We start from the raw sequence: 25378 nt of genomic DNA on the forward strand, positions 1-25378 counted from the left end.
CGTTAAGCGGTTGATTAGCGCGCGATCTCGAACAGTTCGTCGATGTTGCGCCCGAAATCGAACGCGATCGGCGATATGCACGGTGCCACCTTGCCCTTCGACTGTGTCTTGCGACGTGCCACCGTCTCAATGTCTGCATCGCGAAGTGCGGCGGGTATGCCTCCAGCACCCGGCCTCGAGGATGGGGCCCGTTCGCTGTGACGGATCTGAGAGCGTGCCGTAGCTGCTGTAGGCCTCAACACGTAACAGTACGCCCGCCTTGAACCATCGTAAAACCGCGCCGTCCAGCTTTGTCCACGCAATCTAAACAGCAAGGGGCGAGGGCGCGCGGGCGCGGTGCCGACCCAGGCCCTTGGGGCCCACAAGGGCCCCTTCGTTGATCATGACGGTACCGTTGAGGATAACGGTAACTGGCCACCCCTGAACCTCCAGCCCTTCATATGGGCTGTAATCCGAGCCGTCGTGAAGATCGGCGTGGCGTATCGTCCGCCGGACTGACGGATCCCAGATTGCGATGTCCGCGTCCATTCCCACGGCGATCCGTCCCTTGCGCTCTAATCCGTAGAGGCGGGCGTGATTTGTCGCGGTTAGGGCGACGAAGCGGGGCAGATCGATCCTCCCCTTCATCACACCCTCCGAAAACAGGATCGGTAGCCGAGTTTCGACACCTGGAATCCCGTTCGGGATATGGCGGAAGCTCGCGCGGCCGCGTGCGTTGAGCTTGCCTGAAGGATCGTTGAACAGGAAAGGGCAGTGGTCGGAAGAGAACAGGTCGAACACGCCCTGTTCGATGCCGCGCCAGCAGGCTTCCTGCTCTTGCTTGTCGCGCGGAGGTGGGGAGCAGACAAATTTCGCGCCTTCCCAGTTGCTGCGGTCGAGATCATCCGCGGTGAGCATGAGATATTGCGGGCACGTTTCACCCACGACCTTGCGACCGCGCGCCCGGGCTGCGCGGATCTCGTCGGCCGCCGCGCCGTTGGAGACGTGGACGATCACCACCGGTACGTCGACCACCTCGGCGAGCGACAGCGCGCGATGGGTGGCTTCGCGTTCGACGACCACCGGGCGAGAACTCGCATGGGCGCGCGGCGCGAGGTCGCCGGCGCTCTCGTGCCGGCCGATCAGATAGCGAACGGCGTCCTCGTTCTCGCAGTGCACGAGCACCAGCGCTCTCGTCCGCCGCGCGACGTCCATGGTGGCAAGGATTTCGGCATCATTCAGCCGCAACCCCTCATAGGTCATGAATACTTTGAAGGAGGTATAACCTTCGGCGACCAGCGCCGGCAGTTCCTGCCCGAGCACTGCCGGCGTCGGATCGGAGACGATCATATGAAACGAGACGTCCGTGTAGCACTGGCCCTCCGCCAGTTCGTGGTAGGCGGTCACCGCCTCGCGCAGCGACTGACCCTTCTGCTGGAGGCAGAACGGAAGCACGCAGGTGTTTCCCCGAACAAGGCCGAACGGGTGCCGCTCTCGAAGTCGTCCGCCATGCGGATGCCCTCGCCCGAGGGCTGGGCCATGTGGACGTGGCTGTCGATGCCGCCTGGTAGGACGTAGCGTCCCGTCGCGTCGAGGGTGTGGGCTCCGTCCGGCAGGCTCTCGCCGATCTGGACGATGCGCCCGTCTCGGATGCCGATGTCGGCGGCGAACACGTCGGATGCGGTGGCGATTGTGCCGTTGCGAATGACGAGGTCGAACATGGGTGCTCTCCGATCCCTGGTGTCAGACCATCACGTCGCCGCCGTTGGGGGAGAGCGACTGCCCGCAATAGTAGCCGCCCGCGTCGGAAGCCAGCAGGAGCGCCGTCGGCGCGATCTCGGCGACGTTGCCGAAGCGCCCCATGGGCAACTGGGCCTGTTTCATGGCCCGCCAGGCGTCGGTCAGTCCCATCAGCATGTCGGTCTCGATCGGTCCCGGCGCGATCGAATTGACCGTCACCCCCTTCGGCGCGGCCTCGTAGGCGAGCGCGCGAGTGAAGCCGACGATGCCGGCCTTGGCAGCGCAGTAGTGCGCGAGGCCCGGCGCGCCCTTGTAGGCGAGCTGCGACGAGAAGTTGATGATCCGGCCCCAGCCCCTCGCGGCCATGGCCGGATAAAACCGCTGGGTCACCATGAAGGTGCCACGCAGATGCACGCCGATCATGCGGTCGAAAGCGGTGGTGGTGATGTCCTCGAACGCGAGGTCGCCACCGATGCCGGCGCAGTTGACGAGGATGTCCACCGGGCCGAGAGTGCCGGCACTCCAGGCCGCGAGGGCGTCGACTGAGGCCTCGTCGGCGACGTCGCAGACGGTGTGAACCACCTCGTGGCCGGCGGCGCCGAGGCGGGCGGCCAGCGCGGCGGCATTGGCGTCGTCGCCGAACTGGCAGTAGCCGACGCGCGCGCCGTGGGCGAGGAATATCTCGACGATGGCCGCGCCGATGCCGCGGCTGCCGCCGGTCACCATAGCCGTGCGGCCGGCAAGGCTGAAACTGGTCATGGCGTTGTCTCCGGAATGGCGCCGTCAGGCGCGACGGTCCGCCAGCCACGCGGCATAGGCGCGAACGCCGTCCTCCAGCGTGTGGCGCGGCACGAAGCCGAGGTCCCGCGCGATGGCGGTGGTGTCGAAGCGGTGCTGGTAGTCGTCCAGAGGGTCGGGTCCCAAGGCGACGTCGATGTCGGCGGTGGGCAGCACGCGCCTGACCACCTCGGCGACCTCGCCGATGGTCAGGAAGCTGCCGCCGGTGGCGGTATAGACCGGCTGCGGGCAGGAGGGTGCGTCGTGGGCGCGCAGGAGGGCGTCCACCGCGTCGTCGACATGGATGAACTGGCGGGGAAAGTCGCGCCCGAACGGCAGCCGGCTCGGCCGGCCGGCCTGCGCATCCGTGATCAGGGTCCGGATCACGCAGTCGGTCGTGCGGCCCGGACCGTAGACCCAGCAAAGCCGGATCGCCACCGCGTCGAGACCGTGCTGCCGGCGATAGCCGGCCAGCAACTGCTCGGCGGCGACCTTGGTGGCGCCATAGACGGAGGAGGGTCTGAGCGGGGTATCCTCTGCCAGCCCGGGCGTGCCGGCGTCCGGCGCACGCGTCGGGCCGAAGGCACTGGTGGACGAGCAGAACACCAGCCGGCGCATCCCGAAGGTCCGCGCCAGCTCGAGCATGTTGGCCGTTCCGGTCACATTGGCCTGAACGATGCCGTAAGGGTTATCGATCATCACCATCGGCCCGGAGACCGCGCCGCAATGGATGATCGAGCCGACGCCCTCGGCACGCGCGAGGCCATGAAGCCGGTGGATGTCGCCGAGATCGGCGATGGTGACGGGGTGCTGGCCCGGCTTGAGCGCGATGTCGATGCCGAGCGCCCGCCGGCCTCCAGCGGATAGGCGCGCCAGCACGCGCTGGCCGATCAGGCCGGACGCACCGGTGACGAGAATGGTCGGTTCGGATGTCGGTTCGCTCACCGCAGAACTCCCTGCAGATGGTCTTCATGGGGCGGCTCGGCCTGTTCGATGGCCAGCTCCGCCGACAGCAGCTTGCGCGTATAGGGGTCCTTCGGCCGGGCGAAGACCTCGTCCATGCTGCCCGCCTCGACGATCCGTCCCCGGTTCATGACGGCGACGTCGTGGGCGAGCGAGCGGACCGAGTTGAGGTCGTGGGTGATGAACAGGGCCGAGAGCTGCATCCGGCTCTGCAGGTCGCGCACGAGATCGATGATCTGGGCGCGCACGCGGATATCGAGCGCCGTGGTCGGTTCGTCGAAGATGACGAAGTCCGGGCGGCTGGCGAGCGCCCGCGCGATGCCGACGCGCTTCTGTTCGCCCGCCGTGAGTTCATGGGGAAACAGCTCGGCGGTGCGCGTCGGCAGGTCGACGAGCGCCAGAACCTCGTGGACCCGCTTCAGGCGCTCGGCGGCGGACATGGTCTCCAGCATCGCCAGCGGTTCGTTGACGAGCTGGCGCACCCGCCAGCGTGGATTGAGCGCCACATAGGGTTCCTGAAACACCATCTGGATCCGGCGGCGCAATCCGCGGAAGCGTGCCTCCGGCCAGTGGGTGACGTCCTCCCCGTCGAACAGGATCCGGCCCGACGTCGCCTGCAGCAGCCGCACGAGGCACTGGCCGATGGTGGTCTTGCCCGAGCCGCTCTCGCCGACGAGGGCGAGGGTCTCGCCACGGCGCACGGTGAAGGACACGCCGTCGACCGCGCGGACGAGTTCGCCCGGCCGGCTGCCGGGGAAAATCTTCACGAGGTTCTCGATGGCGAGCAGCGGCGCGGCGTCCGTTCCGGTCCCGCGAAGCGAGGGAACCGGCCGCGCCCGCGCCGCGTCCATGAGCGCGCGGCTGTAGGGTTCGCGCGGCGCCGCGATGAATTGGGCGGTCGGCGCCATCTCCTCGATCCGGCCGCCGCGCATCACCGCGACGCGGTTGCAATAGTGCGCGACGATGCCGAGATCGTGGGTGATGAGCACCACCGAGCAGCCCATCCGCCGGCTGCGCTCCACCAGCATGTCGAGCACCTGCACCGACACGGTGGCGTCGAGCCCGAGGGTGGCGTCGTCGGCGAGCACGATCTTCGGCTCGGCGATCAGGGCCATGGCGATCACCACGCGCTGGGCCATGCCGCCCGACAGCTCGTGGGGATAGGCCTTGGCGCGTTCCTCGGGGTTGACGATGCCGACATCGGCGAGAAGCTGCACCGCCTGCGCCCAGGCGGCCTGCCGCGACAGCCGCCGGTGGCTGCGCAGCACGCGCACGAGCTGCGCGCCCACCCGCTCGACTGGATCGAGCAGCGCCTTGGCGTTGGTGCCGATCAGCGACACCGTTCCGCCGCGCAGGGAACGGCGTTCGCCCGGCGTCATCTGGCTGACGACGCGGCCTTCGACCAGCACCTCGCCGCGCTCGCGGCGCACGCCCGGCGGCAGCAGGTCGATGATGGCGCGCGCCAGCAGCGACTTGCCGGCGCCGGTTTCGCCGACGATGCCGAGGATCTCGTGCGGCATCAGCCGGAGATCGAGCCCGTCCAGCAGGACGCGCTCGCCTTCCTCCCCGTCGGCGACGAGGGTCAGGCCGTCGATCCGCAGCACGGGCGTGTCGGCGGTTTCGCTCGTCATGCCGTCTCTCCGGTGGTCTGCGGCCGGCGCCCGGCGCGGGCCGGCTTGCGGGCACGCGTGGGATCGAGCGCATCGCGCATCACGTCGCCGAGCAGGGCGAAGCAGAGCACGGCGACGACGATGGCGAGCCCGGGGAACAGCGACACCCACCACACGCCGAGGATCATCTCCTGCGCACCGGTGGAGACCATCAGCCCCCATTCCGGCGTCGGCATCCGCACGCCCGCGCCGATGAACGAGAGGCCGGCGGTGAGCAGGATCGCCATGCCGATCGATATCGAGACCTGCACCATGGCCGGCATCATCGCGTTCGGCAGCAGGTGGCGGAACATGATGTGGCGGTCGGTGGCGCCCGAGCACCGCGCCGCCGCCACGAACGGCCGCTCTCGCAGCGACAGCACCTCGGCGCGGATCAGCCGGGCGAAGATCGGGATGAACAGGATCGCGAGCACGATCGCGACGTTCCAGATCTCCTGGCCCATGACGGCCACCAGCGCCATGCCGAGCACGAAGATCGGAAAGGCCTGGATGAAGTCGAACAGCCGCATGGCGAGGCTCGACGCCGGGCCGCGATAGAAGCCGATCAGAAGGCCGAGCGGCACGCCGACGGCGAAGGCGACGGCGACCGAGACGACGCTGATCAGAAGATTGATGCGCGTCGCGTAGACCACCCGCGAGAACACGTCCATGCCGGTGATGTCGGTGCCGAACCAGTGCGCGGCGGAGGGCGGCTGCAGCGAGGCGAGGGCATCGGCCTCCACCGGGCTGTAAGGGCTGATCACCGGCGCGAACACGATCATGACGATCTGCAGGCCGAGCAGCAGGAGGCCGATCACAGCCGCCGGGCGTCGGAGCGCGAGGGGCAGCTTCATACCTTGATCCTCGGGTCGGCGAGTTCGTAGAGGATGTCCACCACGAGGTAGACGACGAGAATGAAGGCGGCGGCGACTAGGATGAAACCCTGCAGTGCCGGGTAGTCGCTGTTCATCACCGCCTGCACGGCGTACTGGCCGAGGCCGCCCCAGGAGAAGATCGTCTCGACCAGCACCGCCGCGCCGAGCAGGAAGCCGACCAGGAAGCCGATGATGGTGATGATCGGCGGCAGGCTGTTGCGCATGGCGGCGCGGATGATCACGCGTTCCGGCACGCCGCAGGCCCGGGCATGGCGGACGAAGTCGGACCGCCAGACCCCTGCGAAGATGCTCTGGGTCATCTTCATCAGCGCGCCGGCATTGACGATGGCGATGGTCAGAACCGGCAGCACGAGGCGCCCGGCGGCCGATGTCAGCGCGGCGAAGTTGCCGGCGATCAGCGCATCCACCGTGTAGAAGCCGGTGACGTAGGGCGGCGGGTTCATCATCGCGTCGATGCGCCCGAACGGCGCGGCCGCCCAGCCGAGCATGGTGAAGAACACGTAGATCAGGATGAGGCCGATCCAGAAATCCGGAATGGCGCCGGCGGCGAGGCCGTAGATCCGGGCGCCGACATCGACGGTCCCGCCCGGCCGCACCACCGAGGCGACGGCGACGGCGAAGCCGATGATCACCGTCAGGATCATGGCGTAGGTGATGAGTTCCAGCGTCGCCGGCGCGCGCTCCATCAGGTCGACCGTCACCGGATTGGAGGTGAAGATCGAGATGCCGAGATCGCCGTGCAGGACGTTGCCGCAATAGGTGAGGAATTGCACCCACAGGCTGTCGTTGAGGCCGAGCCGGTCGCGCAGCTGCGCCACCGCCTCCGGCGTCGCCATGTTGCCGAGCAGCAGCACCGCCGGATCGCCGGGCAGCAGGCGGATCAGGAAGAACGTCACGAACAGCACGCCGAACATCTGCGGCACGAGCAGCGCAAGCCGTGGCAGCACGATCTGGAGAGCGCGCGGAACGCACTCCCAACGTCGTCTCAGGGCGAGGAGCATGTCTGCATCTCCGCAATCATCGCGAGAAATATCGCCGGTCTGTCTTCGGCAGCGCATTCGGAACAGGCCGTCATGCGCGCGGCACCCATGCAAAAGTCCGGCCGGAAGCCCGCGGGCCTCCGGCCGGCTTTTCTCATTTGCTGAAGTCGTACCAGGCGTTGCTGTTCGGCGTGTACCAGGAGAAGCCGTTTACCTTGGCGCCTACTGCAAGTTGGTAGCCGGGATTGAACAGGAACACCCACGGGGCTTCCGACACCACGATCTTCTGCACGGTCTTCATGTCCGCCTCGCGGGCCGCCTGATCGGTGGAGGTGAGCGCCTTGTTGATGAGCGCGTCGACCTCGGCGTTCTTGTAGTGCGAGAAGTTCACCATCGACTGGCTGTTGATGAACAGGTTGGTCACGTAGGCCGCGTCGGGCACGATCGCCATGTCGCGGATGAAGAACATCGGCATGGTGCCCTTGGTGTAGCGCTCCACCAGGCTCGATGCCGGCAGCTTGACGAGGGTCACGTCGACGCCGGCGCGCGCGAAGGCGGTCTTCAGGATCACCGCCATCTGTTCTTCCAGCGGTTCGCCGGTGCGGTAGCCGAGTTCCGTCTTGAAGCCGTCGGGATAGCCGGCCTTGGCCAGCAGTTCCTTGCCCTTGGCGACGTCGTCCTTGTAGGGGAAGCCTTCATCCGTATAGGCCGGGTAGATCTCCGAGACCGGGCTCTTGGTCGGCCGCGCGGTGCCCATGTAGACGCTGCTCTCGATGTCGGGCCGCGGCACGAGATAGTTCATCGCCTGGCGCACCTCGACTTTGTCGAACGGCGGCAGCGAATTGTTCATCTCGAGGCGGTGCGTGTAGTTGCCGAACACTTCCCACACCTTGATCGTCGGCACCTTCTTGGCGAGGGCGATCTCGCGCGGGGTCAGCCATTCGGCGACGTCGATCGAGCCCGCCTGCAGCGCCGCGAGGCGGTTGGAGGAGGTCGGCATCTCGCGGAAGATCACCTTCTTCAGCTTGGCCTCGCCCCGATAATAATAGGGGTTGGCTTCATAGATGACTTCCTGGCCCGGCGAGAACTTCGCGATGTGATAGGGCGCGAACGAAGCCGAGTCCGTCGACAGGAAGCGGGACGCCCAGGGATCGTCCTTGGTGACGTGCTTCTTGGCTTCCGTCGAATCGATGATGCCGAGGTCGTTGTTGATCCACAGCTGCGCCAGCAGCAGCGAGGGGTGCGGGATCGAAACCTTGACGGTGTAGTCGTCGATCTTCTGGAAGGAATCGAAGCTCTCGATCTTGAGGATCTGCGTCATGTACCAGTGGAACGTGGCTTTCATGTTCCAGCCGCGCTCGAAGGTCCACATCACGTCGTCGGCGGTCATCTCGTTGCCGGCGGCGCTCTTCACACCCTTGCGCAGGTGGAAGGTGATGGACTTGTTGTCCGGCGCGATCTCGTAGCTTTCCGCCAGCGCGCCCTCGATCTTGGTGAAGTCCTCCACCTTGGCGCCGTTCGGGTCGTCCTTCATCGCGTAGACGAGCAGGCGCTCGAATATGTTGCGCCGCGCCTCGTGGCCGGCTTCCGTCGGCGGATATTCCTGGTCGAGGGATTCGGGCGTGCGGGGGCCGGCGACGATCAGGGTCTCGTTCGCGCTCTGGGCGTGCGCGGACGGGCTTGCGGCCATCACCGCGAAGGCGAGGGCGGAGAGCGTATACGACAGGCGTTTCATGCGCATCGGGTGGTTTCCTCGGGCAACGGGTCAGAGGGGGGAGGAAGGGAGGGGAGGGGCAGGCACTGCGCCCAGCCGGATGCCGACCGGGGAAACGTCGCGGAACTCGCAGTCCGCGTCCGAGCCGTCCTTGTGGACGTGCATCGCGAGACGCCCCGATGCGCCGAGCATCGTCATCGGGACATGCCAGACGGCGGTGCGGTACTGCACGCCGGTGTCGCCGGGCACGACAAAGGCCGCAAGGCCGGCGAGGTCGGGCCCGCCGTCGGGCGCGTCCGGCGCGACGACGACGAGATAGGCTTCACCGTCGAGGGGCAGGAACGCCTGCGTCGAATGGAGGTGGCGTTCCATCAGGCTCACCACGTGCCGGCCGGGCTCGCTCGGCCCCGGGGGCGCGACGACCTCCAGCACCGCTCGCGCTCCGGGCCGGCCGTTGAAGGGCAGGGCGGTGCGGGTTACCTCCGCCACGACGTCGCCGAACGGCGCGAACGCCTCGGGCGTCAATGGCTGGGCGGCGATTTCACGCATCGCCCGCCTCCCCGGATGCGGCGTCGCGTTCGAGCCAGGCGCGGGCGATCTCCTCGCGAGTCGTGAACCAGACGTCGTGATACTGGCGCGCATAGTCGAAGAAGCGCTTCAGCGAGCGGATGCGGCCGGGGCGCCCGATCATCCGCGGATGCAGCCCGATCGACATCATGCGCGGGCCGCGCGCCGCCTCGGCATACAGCACCTCGAAGCTCTCGCGCATGTAGAGGAAGAAGTCCTCCGCCTGCGCTAGGCCGGGCGAGTTCCAGAAGCGGATGTCGTTGACGTCGCAGGTATAGGGCACGACTAGGCGGCGCTCGCCCCCGACATCGACGAAATAGGGGACGTCGTCATTGTAGGCATCGGAATCGTAGATGAACCCGCCCTCCTCGGCGAGCAGGCGGCGGGTGTGGATGCTCGGTCCGTAGCGGCAGTACCAGCCGACCGGACGTTTGCCGCAGGTTGCCTCGAAGGAACGAATAGCGCGAGCTATGTGGTCGCGTTCCTCCTCTTCGGTGAGGCGGAACACCTCCTCCCAACGATAGCCGTGGCTGCAGATCTCGTGGCCACCAGCAACCGCGGCCCGCGCCACGTCCTGGTTCTGCTCGAAGGCGACGGCGCAGGCGAAGAACGTAGACGGCACGCGAGCATCCGCGAGCGAGTCGAGAATACGCCAGATGCCCACCCGCGAGCCGTATTCGTACATGGATTCCATGGCGAGGTTACGAACATCGCGTGGGACGGCGTAGCTTCCCCACTCCGTCATCGGCTCCTGGTCTGGGTCGCCCATGGCGAACGAGCGCTCTGAGCCTTCCTCGTAATTGATCACCACATTGATCGCTAGGCGCGCGCCATTCGGCCAGGTTCCCGCCGGAATGCGCGGCCCGTAACCGATAAGATCGCGCCCGGGCGCGGAGAGGGTAGGAGATGGCATGCCAGCCTCGCACATTGCAGGCACTATTGCGTGCAATGTTAAGCATTAAGCAAAAGTCGTGCCAAGCTGTTATGTGAACGCGCACTCCACGACGAAATTTGCGAGAGCGTCCTCAGGCAAGCCTGCCGTGCGCCGGCTGGGACGATCTTCGGTTGGGCCGCGGCGAAGGGGGCCCAGCGAAGGGGGCGGGACTGTCCGAAGCAGCGTCCGGTTCGGTCGGATCCATGCGATCGCGATGGAGGGATGTCCTTGAGGGTCGAATCCGAGCGCGTTTCCCTTGGGTCGGAGAGGCTCGTCCGCAGGGTGGCGTGTCCGGACGAGGCGGGATCGCGTCCCGCCTCTGCGCCGGATCGCATGCCCATACCGTCATGCCGGTGCGCAGATCGCGATCCGGGAATGCATTGCCGGCGACGGGAGATTCAGCCGCGCAGGAATTCGTAGATATCGACTTCCTGTCGCCTGGCTTCCGACAGATTGAGACTGGCGATGATATGCTCGAAATGGTGGGCCATCTCGTGGGCCGCGTCATCGGGCCGGTTCGCCTCGATCAAGTCGGTTAGTCGTTCATGCTCATGCGTAAGGCACAAAATGCCGGTCTTTTGTTCATATACGGACTGGATCAGCACGCCGCGCCGGATCAGCACCCCAAGCATCCGCCCGAAGACGGGATTGCGGGCAATCTCCGCGATGAGATGATGAAAATATGCGGCCACCCGATTGACGCTTGGATCCTGCTTTTCGAACATTTCGCGCTCGCGCTGCAGGTGTTGGCGAAGGCGTTCGATGTCCACCGCCGTCGCCCGCTGGCAGGCCAAGCGGACCACAACACACTCAAGCTCGCGCCGTGCCTCGTAGACATGGTGTGCATCTTCAATGGTTGGGCGTGAGACGAAGGCGCCACGGTTGAGCTGGAACACGACGACATCCTCGTCGCGCAGCCGTTCCAGCACGCGCCGCACCCGCGACCGGGGTACGTCGTAGGCTTCGGCCAGTTTCACTTCGTTAAGATGCTCGCCAGCGCGCAGATGCTTATCGATGATCGCGTCGACCAGCCGCTCATAGATGAGGTCTTCTGTGGGGTGCTTGCCACGAAGCCGGACGCCGTTCTCCTCGCTGGACATATCCACCCGCACCGCGACATTTCGATCTCGCCCTCTTAAAGCATGGGCAAGTTCGACGGAAAGCACAATTTTTGCGGACGGATGATCCGCGACGGTGTGGGTAAGGTGAAATAAACAAAGCGGATCGTTGCCGTCATTCCGGCTGTTATTGCCCCGCGGGCCACACGCGTTTATTCGCTGTCGGCGCAGGGCCGCATCCGATGGGTGAACCGCCTCGAGTTCTAGAGGCCTTCGGCGTTCGCTTTTGTGCTTCCGTTCGAACTCGATTGGCGAGAGCATTCCGTTCCGTGCGTGCTTCTGGGCGGAGTTGTAGAAGATCTCGATGTATCGAATACGTCTCTGCGCTTCACCCCGCGTGCTGTGGACATTGCGGTGTACGCGTTCTCGCTCGAGTAGGTTGAAGAAGCTCTCTACTACAGTGTTGTCGTGGCAGTTGCCCCCACGGCTCATCGAGGGCTGCAGAACGTGGTGCTTCAGGCACGGAGCCCACTCCACGCTCGAGAACATATTTCGGCACGGATCTTTTGCATGCCAATCTTGCGTCAAGTTTCCGCGCTGATTGACATCGAGGGTGCGCAGCAGACATCTCGACGGACCCGAGGGGCTCGCCCCCACCTCCTGAGCGTGAGCAAATCGACCGTTACGTCTCCCGTGTGCGGCCGTGTACATGAAACTCACTGGCTGTGGTCTGCGTAGCCTCGATTTGGCCGCCGCATGCATGGATGGAGGCATTCGCATTTCACCAGAGCTACCGGCAGCATCTCGCGGGAGGGATAGCGCTATGACATTCCATAAGATTCGTTATGCGTCTCGCTTTTGTAGGCGGGGTAGATTCCATTTTCAAATGCAACGAAGGCATAAATGGTCATGATTTCAGGAGGATGGAATGGCCCGCTCCTTTGTGCATTTGAGTTTGGAGGAACGCCGCGTCATCGCGCGGATGCATGGTGAGAAGAGCACGCAAGCCGAGATTGCCCGTACGCTGCGGCGGGACCGCTCGACGATCTGCCGGGAACTGCGGCGCCATGTCCGTCGACAGGCCGGCCTGTTTGCCGGCATCGACCTCGGCCTTCTTCAGTCACTCGTTCAATGAGTGCGCAGAGCAACCGATCTTCGCCGCAATCCAGACAATTGCCTGCCAGCGCGACCGGTGCTCGGCCTCGTGATCCGGCACAAGCCGCACGGCCCGCTCGCGCACCTCAGGCGAGAACGTGTTCGTCGTCTTGTTCATTATAGCCCCATCCTCTCGGGAGTTGTGGCCTCCGGCAAAACCGGGACGGTTCAGTCCGTCGTGCTCCGTCCTCGCGACGCGTCGCGCGTGATAGTGCATGGGCGGATCGAAGCGAGATTCGGCTCGACCAAGGCTCATCCAGCAAAGGGCGAACGATGCTCCCGGGGATCGGAGAGCTTTGATATCGCCCGCGCTTGGCGCCCAAGTGGCTTGGAGTCTTCGTCACGGAGAGGCTCGCCATGGCATGCGTCGCCAACGGGATTGGGCGGAAGCCTCAACCAAGCGTCGTTCACTCCACAAATCGCAATTGACACACGGCCGCAATATTGGCGCGCGATCGTATCATTCGCAAAGGGGCCCGGGCGGTCGGATCGGCGCGCACGGTTTGCTGGGGTGGGGATATCATGTCTGCGGTTCGGAACGGGGGCTCCGCGAGCCTTCTCGTGAGCGTGGCGCTCGTCGTCGGCTTTGCCGGGCCTGGCTTCGCCCAATCGTTGCCGACCGGGGGCTCCGTCGCAGCCGGTGCGGCCACCATCGCGACGCCCTCAGGGACGAGCCTCGTCGTCACCCAAACCTCCCGCAACGCAATCATCAACTGGCGAGCCTTCTCCGTCGGCCAGGGCGCCACCGTCGCCTTCCAGAACGGCTCCGGCGCCACGCTCAACCGCGTCACCGGCAACGTTCCCTCCCGCCTCGACGGCACCATCACCGCCACCGGCTCCCTCTTCCTCGTCAACCCGGCCGGCGTGACGGTCGGAACCACCGGCCGCATCGCAACCGGCGGCTCCTTCCTCGCCTCCACCCTCGACGTCCCCGACGCCGACTTCATGAAGGGCGGCGACCTCACCTTCAAAGGCACGTCCACCGCGAGCGTCGTGAACTACGGCGAGATCGGGTCGCTCGGCGGCGACGTCGCCCTGATCGCTCGCAAGGTCGAGAATGCCGGAACGATCGACGCCCCGAACGGCACGGCGGCGCTCGCCGCCGGCTACGAGGTTCTCGTCCGCGACGGCGACCTCGACGGCGGCAAGTTCGTGGTCAAGGTCGGCGGTGCCGACACCGAGGCGAAGACGAGCGGCAAGATCCGGGCGGCAGCCGCGGAACTGCGCGCCAATGGCGGCAACGTCTATGCCCTCGCCGGCAACACCGACGGCATCGTCGCCGCCACCGGCACCGCCAAGACCGGCGGCCGCATCTTCCTGACCGCCGGCGATACCGGCCGCGTGGACGTGAGCCAGAAGGTTGTCGCCCGGTCCGCCTCGTCCGGCGGCAAGGCGAAGGGCGGCGCGATCCGCGTCTCGGCGAAGAAAGTCGCCGTCTCGGGCACTCTCGACGCCAAGGGCGACACCGATGCCGGCGGCTCCATCGTGGTCGACGGTGGCGACCTCACCTTCGCTCAAGCCGTCATCGATGTGAGCGGTTCGACCGGCGGCCTGATCGAAATCGGCCACCAAGTCGCAAACGCATCCTATCGGTCAGAGACGATTAGTGCCGATAGTTCAACCGTGCTTCGCGCCGATAGCACAGGCGCCGGATCTGGTGGGGCGATTCGATTATCCGCGGCAGCCGTCATAACGACCGCAGGGCAGATCACTGCGCGGGGTGGGCCATCTGCGGGCAACGGCGGACAAATCGGACTGAGCTCGGGCACGGTCAACGCGACCAGCGGCGGCGTACTCAACATTAGCGGCACTTTGGACGCCTCCTCGCCGACCGGCCAAGGTGGATCGATTGAGATTTCTGGACGGTTTGTTCTCCCCTCAGGTAACATGAATGCAGACGGCGTATCCGGAGGGGCGATATCCATTCAAAGTAGCGGCATCACGCAATCTGGAACAATTACCGCCAACGGCTCGTCCGGACCGGGCGGCACTGTTACGCTGAGAGTACTGGCAAGCCTCATCCAAACTTCGACTGCCCGGACCGCGGCCAATAGCGGATATGCATCCGGTGGTACTGTTGCCCTGATTGGCGCATCCGGCGCCAACGTCTTCACCTCCGGGGTGGTGACTGCCGTGGGAGGCCGGGGCGGAACGATTTCGGCGCTGGGCAACAGCGTAACGCTTGCTGCAGCCAATTTCGACGCCAGCGGCACCACCCTCGGCGGCAAAGTGCATATTGGTGGAGCAATGCACGGCACTGGTTTCAACACGTCTTATACGACGGTTGTAAACGGCGCCACCACGCTCCGCGCTGATGCAACCGCGTCCGGTAATGGCGGTGAAATAGTCGTTTGGTCAGATAGCTCTACAAAGTTTTGGGGGCACGCGAGTGCGCGCGGCGGCGCTATGGGCGGAAATGGGGGCACGGTTGAAGTCTCCAGCGGCAATACGCTCACCTATGGCGGCGTCGTCGATGCGAGTTCGCTCGCTGGTACACCAGGCACGTTGCTGCTCGATCCAAAGAACATTACCATCAGCGCGGCCGCCGGTGGGCTCGCCCAATACGACCTTCTAGATCCGAATACCGGACATGGCTCTGGGTTTGGTACACAGCTCGTACAGATGCCGGGCGGCACGATCATCGTGACGAAACCCCTTGATGACGTCGCGGGCGCAGTGGGCGCGGGGTCGGTCTTTTATTACAACAGCTCAACTGGCGCACTCATATCTGCCCTTCAGGGCACAAATTCCGGTGACAACATCGGAAGCGGCGGCCTATTTTTTATAAACTATAATAACTATCAAAATTATTATGTTAAAGGAACAACTCAGATATTCGTCAACGACACAACCGCCCCCTATCTAGTTCTCAGTCCAAATTGGAATGGCGGGGCCGGCGCCATAACATGGGCTGGCGCGAATTCGACCGTAGCGGGCGTCGTATCGGCGTCCAACAGCCTCGTCGGCAGCACGGCAGGCGATAGAATCGGCGACAATTTTCAGATCGCGATATTGCCCAATAATAACTACGTGAGCATCTCGCCAACTTGGGGTGCAGGAAAGGGCGCGGTGACAATGGGGTCCGCGTCAACCGGCATCATCGGCGCCGTGTCTTCCAATAATAGTATTATAGGCTCCGCTAGCGACAGGACCGACGGGTCCAACCTACCAGGAGACCGCATCGGGTCAAATGGTATCACAGTGCTTCTTAACGGAAACTTCGTCGTCAGAAGTCCCAATTGGAACCAGAATGCGGGCGCAATTACTTTTTTCTCGCAGACGACGTCGACCGTAGGAGTTGTGAGCGCCAGCAATAGCTTTGTCGGAACCAACGCCGGGCAATTCTACCACAATACGAATTTCACCAATCCATATACAAATCAGCCCGGCTCCACATATGGATACTATGGCGGAGACAATTTCGCAGCTTACGATATCGTACAACTATCACAATATTACTTCGTTATAACCTCACCAAATTGGTCAATTGGGAGAGGCTCCGTAACCATTGCCAGCTCTCAGAGCGGAATTACCGGCACCGTATCTGGTTCAAACAGCTTGATAGGAACCACAGGCGGAACGCAATATGAATCTATATATGGATACAATCTATATTATGGCTCTGATTCGGTCGGGTCCAACGTTTTCGCGCTGACGAACGGCAACTTCGTTGTAACGAGTCCGTCATGGAATTCAAATCGCGGCGCGGCAACATTTTCATCCGTCACAGCCCCCACCCTCGGGGCCGTCTCGTCGTCTAACAGTCTGATTGGCTCAACGGCAGGTACGCCCGGTTCAACAGGTCAAAGGTTGGGTGGGGGCAATAATGGTATTTTCGGCGGAGACCAAGTAGGTACGTCTGTTACGCCGCTCGCGAGTGGGAATTATGTCGTTAGGAGCACAGAATGGGACGGCTCTAAGGGGGCAGTGACATTCGGATCCGGAATGGCGGGCGTTGTTGGCGCAGTTTCATCAACAAACAGTTTGGTTGGATCTGCAGCGGGTGACCGTGTTGGTGGCGGCGGTGTCACGCTTTTGGGCAACGGCGACTACGTGTTCACCAGCCCTTCCTGGAGCAGCAGCAAGGGCGCCGTCACGCGCGGCGCAGCAACCGGCGGCTTGATCGGCTTCTTGGACGCATCGAATAGCATTGTCGGCGCAACAAGCAATGATCCCGCGACGGGCCTGGGAGGCGACAGCATTGGGAGTGGTGGGATAGTCGTCCTATCCAATGGATCGTGGGTTATCTCGAGTCCAAATTGGAGTGCATTTAGGGGTGCAGTGACATTAATGTCCGCCACTCAGGCGACTTCGGGCGCTATTACAGCATCGAATAGCCTCGTTGGCACAACTTCGGGGACACTATATAAGTATGATGGCATACATTACTGGCAAATAGGTGGCGACCAGATTGGGTCGGGAGGGATCATCACGCTCTCATATAATAATGGTAGCAATTTCCTGATCCTCAGTCCGTACTGGGGCACCAACAAGGGCGCGGTGACATTTCAGGATCCAAATTCTTTTGCGACCGGCGCTCTATCGTCCTCAAATAGCTTGGTCGGCGCCAACAGCGGGATCGTAAGTTATTACACCAATAATGGTGTGACGTATGGATATTATAATGGCGGCGATTCGATCGGCACAGGCGGAAGCGCACAGTATAATTATAACCCTGCAACGGGCGAATATTACACGAATATTCTCGTTCTTGAAAATAATAACTATGCCATATCGAGCCCGTCATATGCCTTGAATAAAGGGGCCGTCACCTTCGGAAGCGCCACTTCTGGAATCTCCGGCGTAGTTGATAATACCAACAGCTACGTGGGCACAACGGCAGGCACCTCCTACAACGCGGGCGCCGGATCTGGATACACCATGATCGCCTATCAAGGTGGCGATCAACTCGGTTACGGCGGCTTCCAGAAGCTCTCAAATAATAATATTCTGATCCAGTCTCCCATGTGGAACAATACCGCCGGCGCGGTGACCTGGTCCAATGGCGTTAGCCCGTTCCACGGGACAATATCATCGACAAATAGCTTGATCGGCTCCTCGGCGGGCGACCGTATCGGGTACAATGTGGCCACCTCTAGTGGCGCCTCGTTTGTATTAGCCAATGGAAATTATCTCATAACGTCCCCCGGGTGGAATGGTGGCAGGGGTGCCGTGACGTTCGGCGCAGCCGGCGCAGCCGTTACGGGCGTCGTGTCTGCCAATAACAGTCTTGTCGGCGCGTCAACCGGGAACGCGATCGGCAGCGGCGGTGTCACGGGGCTTGCCGGCGGCGGCTACATCATATCCAGCCCCAACTGGCCTGGAGCGACGTGGAGCAGCGGCGGGGCGCTGACAGGCACCGTCAGCGTAGCCAACACTTTCACGGGCGCGCCTGCTGGTGGCACGTCGGTGGTTACGCCTCTGAATAATTCGACGACATTTGCCATCTCGGCCTCGGATATAGGCAGTGGCGCGGCGGCCGTCGTCATGACCGATCCGACTAGCTTCAACTATAGCAACCTCGCCGCATCGAGCGTCGTCATTAGCCCACTTCTAATTACCTCTGCACTAAATTCTGGCACTTCAATAATCCTTGAAGCCAATAATGATATTACAATTAATGATGCCATATTAGCCAATCAAGGCTCTGCTGCGACCCTTACTCTGAAGGCGGGGCGCAGCGTATTTGTTAACGCGCGTATTGATACTGGAAATGGTAATATTGCCATCACTGCCAACGATACGGTTGCACAAGGGGTCGTGGATGGCCAACGGGACACTGGCGCCGCCGCCATAACGGTGGCAACGGGATCGGCTATATCCGCCGGGACGGGGACCATATCGCTCGTCCTTGCCGCGGGCCTTGATAAGACACACAGCGCAGCCGGCAACATTTCGATTGCAAGCGCGATCACGGCCTCATGGGTCCTTGTCGAGAACATGGGCGCACAGAACGGTACGGTCACGCTCTCGAGCGGTGGGACGATCACGGCCACCGTCACCGGCACATCAATCACGATCGGCACCGGCGGCGATTTTATCAACAACAGTGGCGCCGCGGCTCTTACACCCGGCGCCGGCCGATGGCTGATATATTCCGCATCCTCTGGGGGCGACGTATTTGGTGGCTTGGATAGCGCCAATACCGCCGTGTGGAACACCGCCGTTGGCGGGAGCGTGGCCGCCTCCGGCAATCGCTATGTGTTTGCTCAGGCGGGTGTATTGAAGGTCCAAACAACCAGCACTGCCAAGACGTACGGCGACGACGCCACGGGCCAGATCCAGGGTAACTATGTCATCACTGGGCAGCCATCTGTGGCTGGCGCCTACCTGGGCGATACCACCCACCTATATACGGGAACGCCCGTTATTTCATCGGCGGGTGCTACGGCGAATGCGTCGGTTCAGTCAGGTGGATATGCGATTAGCGGCGCCATCGGGAGCCTCGCTGTTACGGCACTGGGATATTCGTCCAGTCCATTCTTCCAGAATAGCGGCGTGTTGACTGTCAACGCCCGCCCGATAACCGTCACTGCTGATCCTCAGAGCCGGTCTTACGGCAGCGCGAATCCCACGCTGACTTACGTCATCGGGGGCAGCGGATTGGCCAACAACGACAGCCTCACCGGGTCATTGGCGACTGCAGCCACTTCCACATCGAACGTCGGAACATACACGATTACCCAGGGGTCGCTGGTCGCATCCTCAAACTACACTCTAAGCTACGTTGGTACGAATCTCAGTGTTACGGCGCGTCTGCTGACGGTTACTGCGACCAATGCCACGAAGACCTATGACGGCCTCGCCTTCTCCGGCGGAAACGGCGTCACCTATACCGGCTTCGTCAACGGCCAGACGGCTTCGATCCTCGGCGGTAGCCTCGCCTACGGCGGCAACGCGCAGGGCGCCATCAACGCCGGAACCTATGCCCTCACTGCGTCCGGCCTCATCTCCAGCAACTACGCGATCGCCTACGCCCCGGGCACCCTGAATGTGGACAAGGCCGCGCTGACGGTCACCGCCATCAACGCCACCAAGACCTATGACGGGCAGGCGTTCTCCGGCGGAAACGGCGTCACCTATGCCGGCTTCGTCAACGGCGAGACGGCCGCGGTGCTCGGCGGCAGCCTCGCCTACGGCGGCAACGCGCAAGGCGCCATCAGCGCCGGGACCTACGCCCTCACCGCCTCCGGCCTCACCTCGGGCAACTACACCATCGGCTACGCCCCGGGCACCCTGAATGTGGACAAGGCCGCGCTGACGGTCACCGCCATCAACGCCACCAAGACCTATGACGGCCTCGCCTTCTCCGGCGGGAACGGCCTCACCTATGCCGGCTTCGTCAATGGCGAGACGGCCGCCGTGCTCGGCGGCAGCCTCGCCTACGGCGGCAGCGCGCAGGGCGCCATCAACGCCGGGACCTACGCCCTCATTGCCTCCGGCCTCACCTCGGGCAACTACGCGATCGGCTACACGTCCGGCACGCTCTCCGTGAACAAGGCCGCGCTGACGGTCACCGCTAACGATGCCACCAAGGCCTACGACGGCCTCGCCTTCTCCGGCGGAAACGGCCTCACCTATGCCGGCTTCGTCAACGGAGAGACGGCCGCCGTGCTCGGCGGTAGCCTCGCCTATGGCGGCAACGCGCAGGGCGCCATCAATGCCGGGACCTACGCCCTCACCGCCTCCGGCCTGACCTCCGGCAACTACACCATCGCCTACACGCCGGGCGCCCTGATCGTGAACAAGGCCTCGCTGACCGTCACCGCCAACAACGCCACCAAGACCTACGACGGCCTCGCCTTCTCCGGTGGCAACGGCGTCACCTATACCGGCTTCGTCAACGGCGAGACCGCCGCGGTCCTCGGCGGCAGCGTCGCCTACGGCGGCAACGCGCAAGGCGCCATCAACGCCGGGACCTACGCCCTCACTGCGTCCGGCCTCACCTCCGGCAACTACACAATCGCCTACACGCCGGGCACCCTGAACGTGAACAAGACCGCGCTGACGGTCACCGCTAACGATGCCACCAAGGCCTACGACGGCCTCGCCTTCTCCGGCGGAAACGGCCTCACCTATGCCGGCTTCGTCAACGGAGAGACGGCCGCCGTGCTCGGCGGTAGCCTCGCCTATGGCGGCAACGCGCAGGGCGCCATCAATGCCGGGACCTACGCCCTCACCGCCTCCGGCCTGACCTCCGGCAACTACGCCATCGCCTACACGCCGGGCGCCCTGATCGTGAACAAGGCCTCGCTGACCGTCACCGCCAACAACGCCACCAAGACCTACGACGGCCTCGCCTTCTCCGGTGGCAACGGCGTCACCTATACCGGCTTCGTCAACGGCGAGACCGCCGCGGTCCTCGGCGGCAGCGTCGCCTACGGCGGCAACGCGCAAGGCGCCATCAACGCCGGGACCTACGCCCTCACTGCGTCCGGCCTCACCTCCGGCAACTACACAATCGCCTACACGCCGGGCACCCTGAACGTGAACAAGGCCGCGCTGACTGTTACGGCGACGAATGCCGCCAAGACTTATGACGGCCTCGCGTTCTCCGGCGGAAATGGCGTCACCTATGCCGGCTTCGTCAATGGCGAGACGGCCGCCGTGCTCGGCGGCAGCCTCGCCTACGGCGGCAACGCGCAAGGCGCCGTCAACGCCGGCGCCTACGCCCTCACCGCTTCCGGCCTCACCTCGGACAACTACACGATCGGCTACACGCCGGGCGCCCTGATCGTGAACAAGGCCTCGCTGACCGTCACCGCCAACGATGCCACCAAGACCTATGACGGCCTCGCCTTCTCCGGTGGCAACGGCGTCACCTATACCGGCTTCGTCAACGGCGAGACCGCCTCGGTCCTCGGCGGCAGCCTCACCTACGCCGGTAACTCGCAGGGTGCCATCAACGCCGGCACATATGCGATCAGCGCCTCCGGCCTGACCTCCGGCAACTACACGATCGCCTACACGCCGAGCACGCTCTCCGTGAACAAGGCCTCCCTCACCGTCACCGCCAACAACGCCACCAAGACCTATGACGGCCTCGCCTTCTCCGGCGGAAACGGCCTCACCTATGCCGGCTTCGTCAACGGCGAGACCGCCTCGGTCCTCGGCGGCAGCCTCACTTACGCCGGTAACTCGCAGGGTGCCATCAACGCCGGGACCTACGCTCTCACTGCGTCCGGCCTCACCTCCGGCAACTACGCGATCGCCTACACCGCCGGCACCCTGAATGTGGACAAGGCCTCCCTCACCGTCACCGCGAACAATGCCACCAAGACCTATGACGGCCTCGCCTTCTCCGGCGGAAACGGCCTCACCTATGCCGGCTTCGTCAACGGCGAGACCGCCTCGGTCCTCGGCGGCAGCCTCACTTACGCCGGTAACTCGCAGGGTGCCATCAACGCCGGGACCTACGCTCTCACTGCGTCCGGCCTCACCTCCGGCAACTACGCGATCGCCTACACCGCCGGCACCCTGAATGTGGACAAGGCCTCCCTCACCGTCACCGCGAACAATGCCACCAAGACCTATGACGGCCTCGCCTTCTCCGGCGGAAACGGCGTCACCTATGCCGGCTTCGTCAACGGAGAGACGGCCGCGGCGCTCGGCGGTAGCCTCGCCTATGGCGGCAATTCGCAGGGCGCCGTCAACGCCGGCGCCTACGCCCTCACCACTTCCGGCCTCACCGCGGGCAACTACGCGATCACCTACTCCCCGGGCACCCTGAATGTGAACAAGGCGTCGCTCACCGTCACTGCGAACAACGCCACCAAGACCTATGACGGGCAGGCGTTCTCCGGCGGAAACGGCGTCACCTATGCCGGCTTCGTCAACGACGAGGATGCATCGGTGCTGAGCGGCGGCCTCGCCTACGGCGGCAATTCGCAGGGCGCCGTCAACGCCGGCGCCTACGCCCTCACCGCTTCCGGCCTCACCTCGGACAACTACGCGATCGCCTACCAGGCAGGCGCGGTCACCGTCGCCCAGCGGACGATCACCGTCGCAGCGGACGCGAAGGCGATGACCTACGGCGACGGCGTGCCGGGGCTGACGTGGAGCGTCACGAGTGGCAACCTCGTCAACGGCGACACGCTCTCCGGCGCGCTCGCGACCGCGGCCTCGCCGACCGCGAATGTCGGCACCTATGCCGTCACCCAGGGCACACTCGCGGCCTCCGCCAACTACGCGCTCACCTATGTCGACGGTGTGCTGAATGTGACGCCGCGAGCGATCACGGTGGCGGGGAACGATGCGGCGATGGTCGCGGGGACGGCGGTGCCGGCGCTCGGTTGGTCGGTGATCCATGGTTCGCTCGTCGACGGCGACGCGCTCTCCGGCGCGCTCGCCACAGCGGCGACGGCCGGGTCGCCCGCCGGTGTCTACGCCATCCTCCAGGGTACGCTCGGCGCCTCGGCGAACTATGCGCTGACCTACGTTCCGGGCGCACTCACGGTGACGGCCGCGCCCGTGCCACCGAACACGGCGGGCGTTCCGCCGGTCGCGGTCGCGGCCGCGCTCGCGGCGACGCCGAACCGCTTCGTCGAGACCTCGGCCTCCAACGCCACCGTCGTGTTCACCACGAGCACGACGTCGCCCCTCACGGTGACCGGCGGCGAGAGCGGCGGCACGGCGACCCAGGCGTCGGGTGGTTCAGCCAGCGGCGGCACGACGGAGGCGAGCGGCTCCGGCTGCACCGGCGGGGCGACGTCGAGTGCCGCCTGCACGGCGACGCCGCATCCCGAGAACCGCCGCGTCGGCCGCTTCCTCACCTTCTCCGCCGCCACCCCGCGGCCGTCGCCGACTGGCAACGGTGCTGCGACGGTGCAATGATCCCGGCCGGCGGCGACCGAACGGACGCCGCCGGCCTCCACCTTGCGATAGGCGGCGCTCGTCGTCGCCGAGACGCCGCCGCGATCCGATCCCGTTTCGTCCCGTCCGACCGAGAGTTCCGCCCCGATGCCCGCTCGCCGCTCCGTTCTCCCGGCCCGCCTCTCGCCTGCCCTGCTCGGCCTGACGCTCGCAGCCGCCCTCGCGGGGGTGCCGCAGGCCGCCTTCGCCCAGGCCCGCGGCGTCGTCGAGCGCAACCTGCCCCCCATCGTCGGAACCACCGGCGGCCTCGCGCAAGGCACCGCCCCCGCCACGCCGGCCGAGGACACCGCGCCCCTCGGCACCGACCTCATCGGCATCCGCCTCATCGGGCCCGACGTCGCCGTCACCGCCAAGCCTCGGTCGGGCCTATCCTTCACCGGCATCGAGGGCGTCCCCGCCGCCCGCCTCGACGCCGCCCTGAAGCCCTTCCTCGGCAAGCCGCTCTCCCGCAAGCTCGTCGCCGATATCCAGGCCGCCATCGCCAAGACCTATCGCGGCGCCGGACGCCCCTTCGTCTCCGTCACCGCCCCGCCCCAGGAGGTCACCTCCGGCGTCCTCCAACTGCGCGTCGTCCCCTTCAAGGCCGGCTCCGTCAAAGTCGACGATCCGGCCAACGCCGCCGCAACCGATGCCGCCCTCGCCGCCTCCGTCCGCGCCCCGCAAGGCCAGATCATCGAGGGAACCCAAGTCTCCGAGGACCTCGACTGGATCAACCGCTATCCCTACCGCCAGCTCAACGGCGTCTTCGAACCCGGCTCGACCCCCGGCTCCAGCGACCTCACCCTCGAGGTCTCCCGCGCCAAGCCCTGGCAGGCCTATGCCGGATGGGCCAACACCGGCACCAAGGAGACCGACCTCAACCGCTACTTCGTCGGCTTCGGCGCCGGCATCGAGGCCCTCCACGACCTCACCCTCTCCTACCAGCTCACCGGCAGCGGCAACCTTCTCTCCAACCCCGCCTCCATCAACCTCTCCGGCACCGACTGGCCCTCCTATGTCAGCCAGGCCGGGCGCATCGCGCTGCCCACCTTCGCCCGCCAGTCGATCGAGGTCGCCCCGAGCTTCGTCGCCACCAGCCAGGACGCCGCCGGCGACCTCCTCACCTTCCAGAACACCACCTTCGAACTGCCGATCCTCTACCGCTCCGCCCTCTCCAACCTCTCCTCCTCCCTCGCCGGCTGGGGCGAGATCTATGGCGGGGTGACGCCGCGCTGGCTGTCGCGCAAGACCTGGTATCAGGGCACCGACATCGCCGAGGGATCGGCCGGCGTGTTCGACCTCGTCGCCGGCTGGGCCGGATCGTGGGATCATGCCGAGGGCGGCTCCACCGCCCTCGACGTCCGCCTCCTCGTCAATCCCGGCGGCCTCGTCCCCGGCAACAATGACGCCACCTGGGAGACCTTCTCGAACGGCCGGGTGACGAGCGCGGAATATGCCTATCTCTATGCGACGCTGACCCAGGTCACCCCGCTCGTCACCCTGCCCGGCCTGTCGGGGGCGACGTTCCTCAAGGGCTTCTCCTGGAACACGAGCCTCACCGGCCAGATCGCCGGCCAGGCGCTGCCGGACACCGAGCAGCTCGCCATCGGCGGCTATTACGGCACCCGCGGCTACACGCTCGACGACGGCAGCGTCGACGCCGGCTTGGTGCTGCGCGACGAACTGCGGCTGCCGACCTTCCCGCTCCTCGGCGCCCTCGGGCTCAAGGCGCCCGGCATCGGCGCCCTCGACGATGTCGTCTCGCCCTACGCCTTCCTCGATGTCGGCTACGGCTACAACTACAACCTCAACGCCCTGCAGAGCCTCGAGCAGAACGCCAACACCACCTTGGTCGGCCTCGGCGCCGGCATCGACTACACCCTCGCCCACAACGTCCAAGCCGGGGCGCTGGCCGGCGTCGCCCTCACCAACGGACCTGAAACGGACCGCGGGACCGTTACGGTCCAGGGGCGGGTCAGCATCGCGTTCTGAGGGGATCGGGTGAGGGGGAGGATTCAGCGAGCGGGCAACGACCCGCCGAGGATGGTCTTCCGGCTGCGACCGCTCCCGTCATCCACCGCCCCAGGATGATGCGCGGCATATGAGCCACCTTTT

Annotated in this window: 11 protein-coding genes and 3 pseudogenes; 2 read left to right on the plus strand and 12 right to left on the minus strand. The window is 64.8% G+C overall.

Annotated features, from left to right (window positions below):
- Positions 1–303: 303 nt before the first annotated feature.
- The 12 genes and pseudogenes from hydA to F0357_RS22710 all read right to left on the minus strand — a co-directional run.
- Positions 304–1700: pseudogene (gene hydA, locus F0357_RS22655) on the minus strand (dihydropyrimidinase).
- Positions 1701–1722: 22 nt separating this feature from the next.
- Entirely contained in the window at positions 1723–2478 is a 756-nt protein-coding gene (locus F0357_RS22660) for an SDR family NAD(P)-dependent oxidoreductase (RefSeq protein WP_153490580.1), read from the minus strand.
- A gap of 24 nt (positions 2479–2502) precedes the next feature.
- Positions 2503–3441 carry an NAD-dependent epimerase/dehydratase family protein gene (locus F0357_RS22665; protein ID WP_312861791.1) on the minus strand — a complete coding sequence of 313 codons (939 nt, stop codon included), beginning with the start codon at positions 3439–3441 and terminating at the stop codon, positions 2503–2505.
- Positions 3438–5090 carry a dipeptide ABC transporter ATP-binding protein gene (locus tag F0357_RS22670; RefSeq protein WP_153490588.1) on the minus strand — a complete coding sequence of 551 codons (1653 nt, stop codon included), beginning with the start codon at positions 5088–5090 and terminating at the stop codon, positions 3438–3440. Before F0357_RS22670 ends, F0357_RS22665 begins: the two co-directional genes overlap by 4 nt.
- A complete protein-coding gene (locus F0357_RS22675) occupies positions 5087–5962 on the minus strand; it encodes an ABC transporter permease (protein WP_153490592.1) in 876 nt (291 codons plus the stop codon). Before F0357_RS22675 ends, F0357_RS22670 begins: the two co-directional genes overlap by 4 nt.
- Positions 5959–7005: an ABC transporter permease gene (locus F0357_RS22680; RefSeq protein WP_153490596.1), complete on the minus strand. Its 1047-nt coding sequence runs from the start codon at positions 7003–7005 to the stop codon at positions 5959–5961. Before F0357_RS22680 ends, F0357_RS22675 begins: the two co-directional genes overlap by 4 nt.
- Positions 7006–7138: 133 nt before the next feature.
- Positions 7139–8725 (minus strand): ABC transporter substrate-binding protein, encoded by a 1587-nt coding sequence (locus F0357_RS22685; RefSeq protein WP_153490599.1) that lies wholly within the window; start codon positions 8723–8725, stop codon positions 7139–7141.
- A 24-nt stretch (positions 8726–8749) separates the two neighbouring features.
- Positions 8750–9247 carry an ureidoglycolate lyase gene (locus tag F0357_RS22690; protein WP_208948551.1) on the minus strand — a complete coding sequence of 166 codons (498 nt, stop codon included), beginning with the start codon at positions 9245–9247 and terminating at the stop codon, positions 8750–8752.
- A complete protein-coding gene (locus F0357_RS22695; RefSeq protein ID WP_246161859.1) occupies positions 9240–10193 on the minus strand; it encodes an allantoinase PuuE in 954 nt (317 codons plus the stop codon). Before F0357_RS22695 ends, F0357_RS22690 begins: the two co-directional genes overlap by 8 nt.
- A gap of 404 nt (positions 10194–10597) precedes the next feature.
- A complete protein-coding gene (locus tag F0357_RS24810) occupies positions 10598–11299 on the minus strand; it encodes a GntR family transcriptional regulator (protein WP_246161921.1) in 702 nt (233 codons plus the stop codon).
- Between the two features lie 240 nt (positions 11300–11539).
- A pseudogene (locus F0357_RS24815) lies at positions 11540–11809 on the minus strand (IS3 family transposase); the annotation flags it as partial.
- A gap of 448 nt (positions 11810–12257) precedes the next feature.
- Positions 12258–12530 (minus strand): annotated as a pseudogene (locus tag F0357_RS22710) (IS3 family transposase); the annotation flags it as partial.
- 443 nt (positions 12531–12973) lie between these two features.
- Here F0357_RS22710 and F0357_RS22715 point away from each other — a divergent pair.
- Together F0357_RS22715 and F0357_RS22720 are read left to right on the plus strand one after the other, a co-directional pair.
- A complete protein-coding gene (locus F0357_RS22715) occupies positions 12974–23245 on the plus strand; it encodes an MBG domain-containing protein (RefSeq protein WP_208948552.1) in 10272 nt (3423 codons plus the stop codon).
- Positions 23246–23371: 126 nt separating this feature from the next.
- Positions 23372–25255 carry a ShlB/FhaC/HecB family hemolysin secretion/activation protein gene (locus F0357_RS22720; RefSeq protein ID WP_153490625.1) on the plus strand — a complete coding sequence of 628 codons (1884 nt, stop codon included), beginning with the start codon at positions 23372–23374 and terminating at the stop codon, positions 25253–25255.
- Positions 25256–25378 lie beyond the last annotated feature (123 nt).

The organism is Segnochrobactrum spirostomi, from assembly GCF_009600605.1.
Taxonomy (GTDB): Bacteria; Pseudomonadota; Alphaproteobacteria; order Rhizobiales; family Segnochrobactraceae; genus Segnochrobactrum; species Segnochrobactrum spirostomi.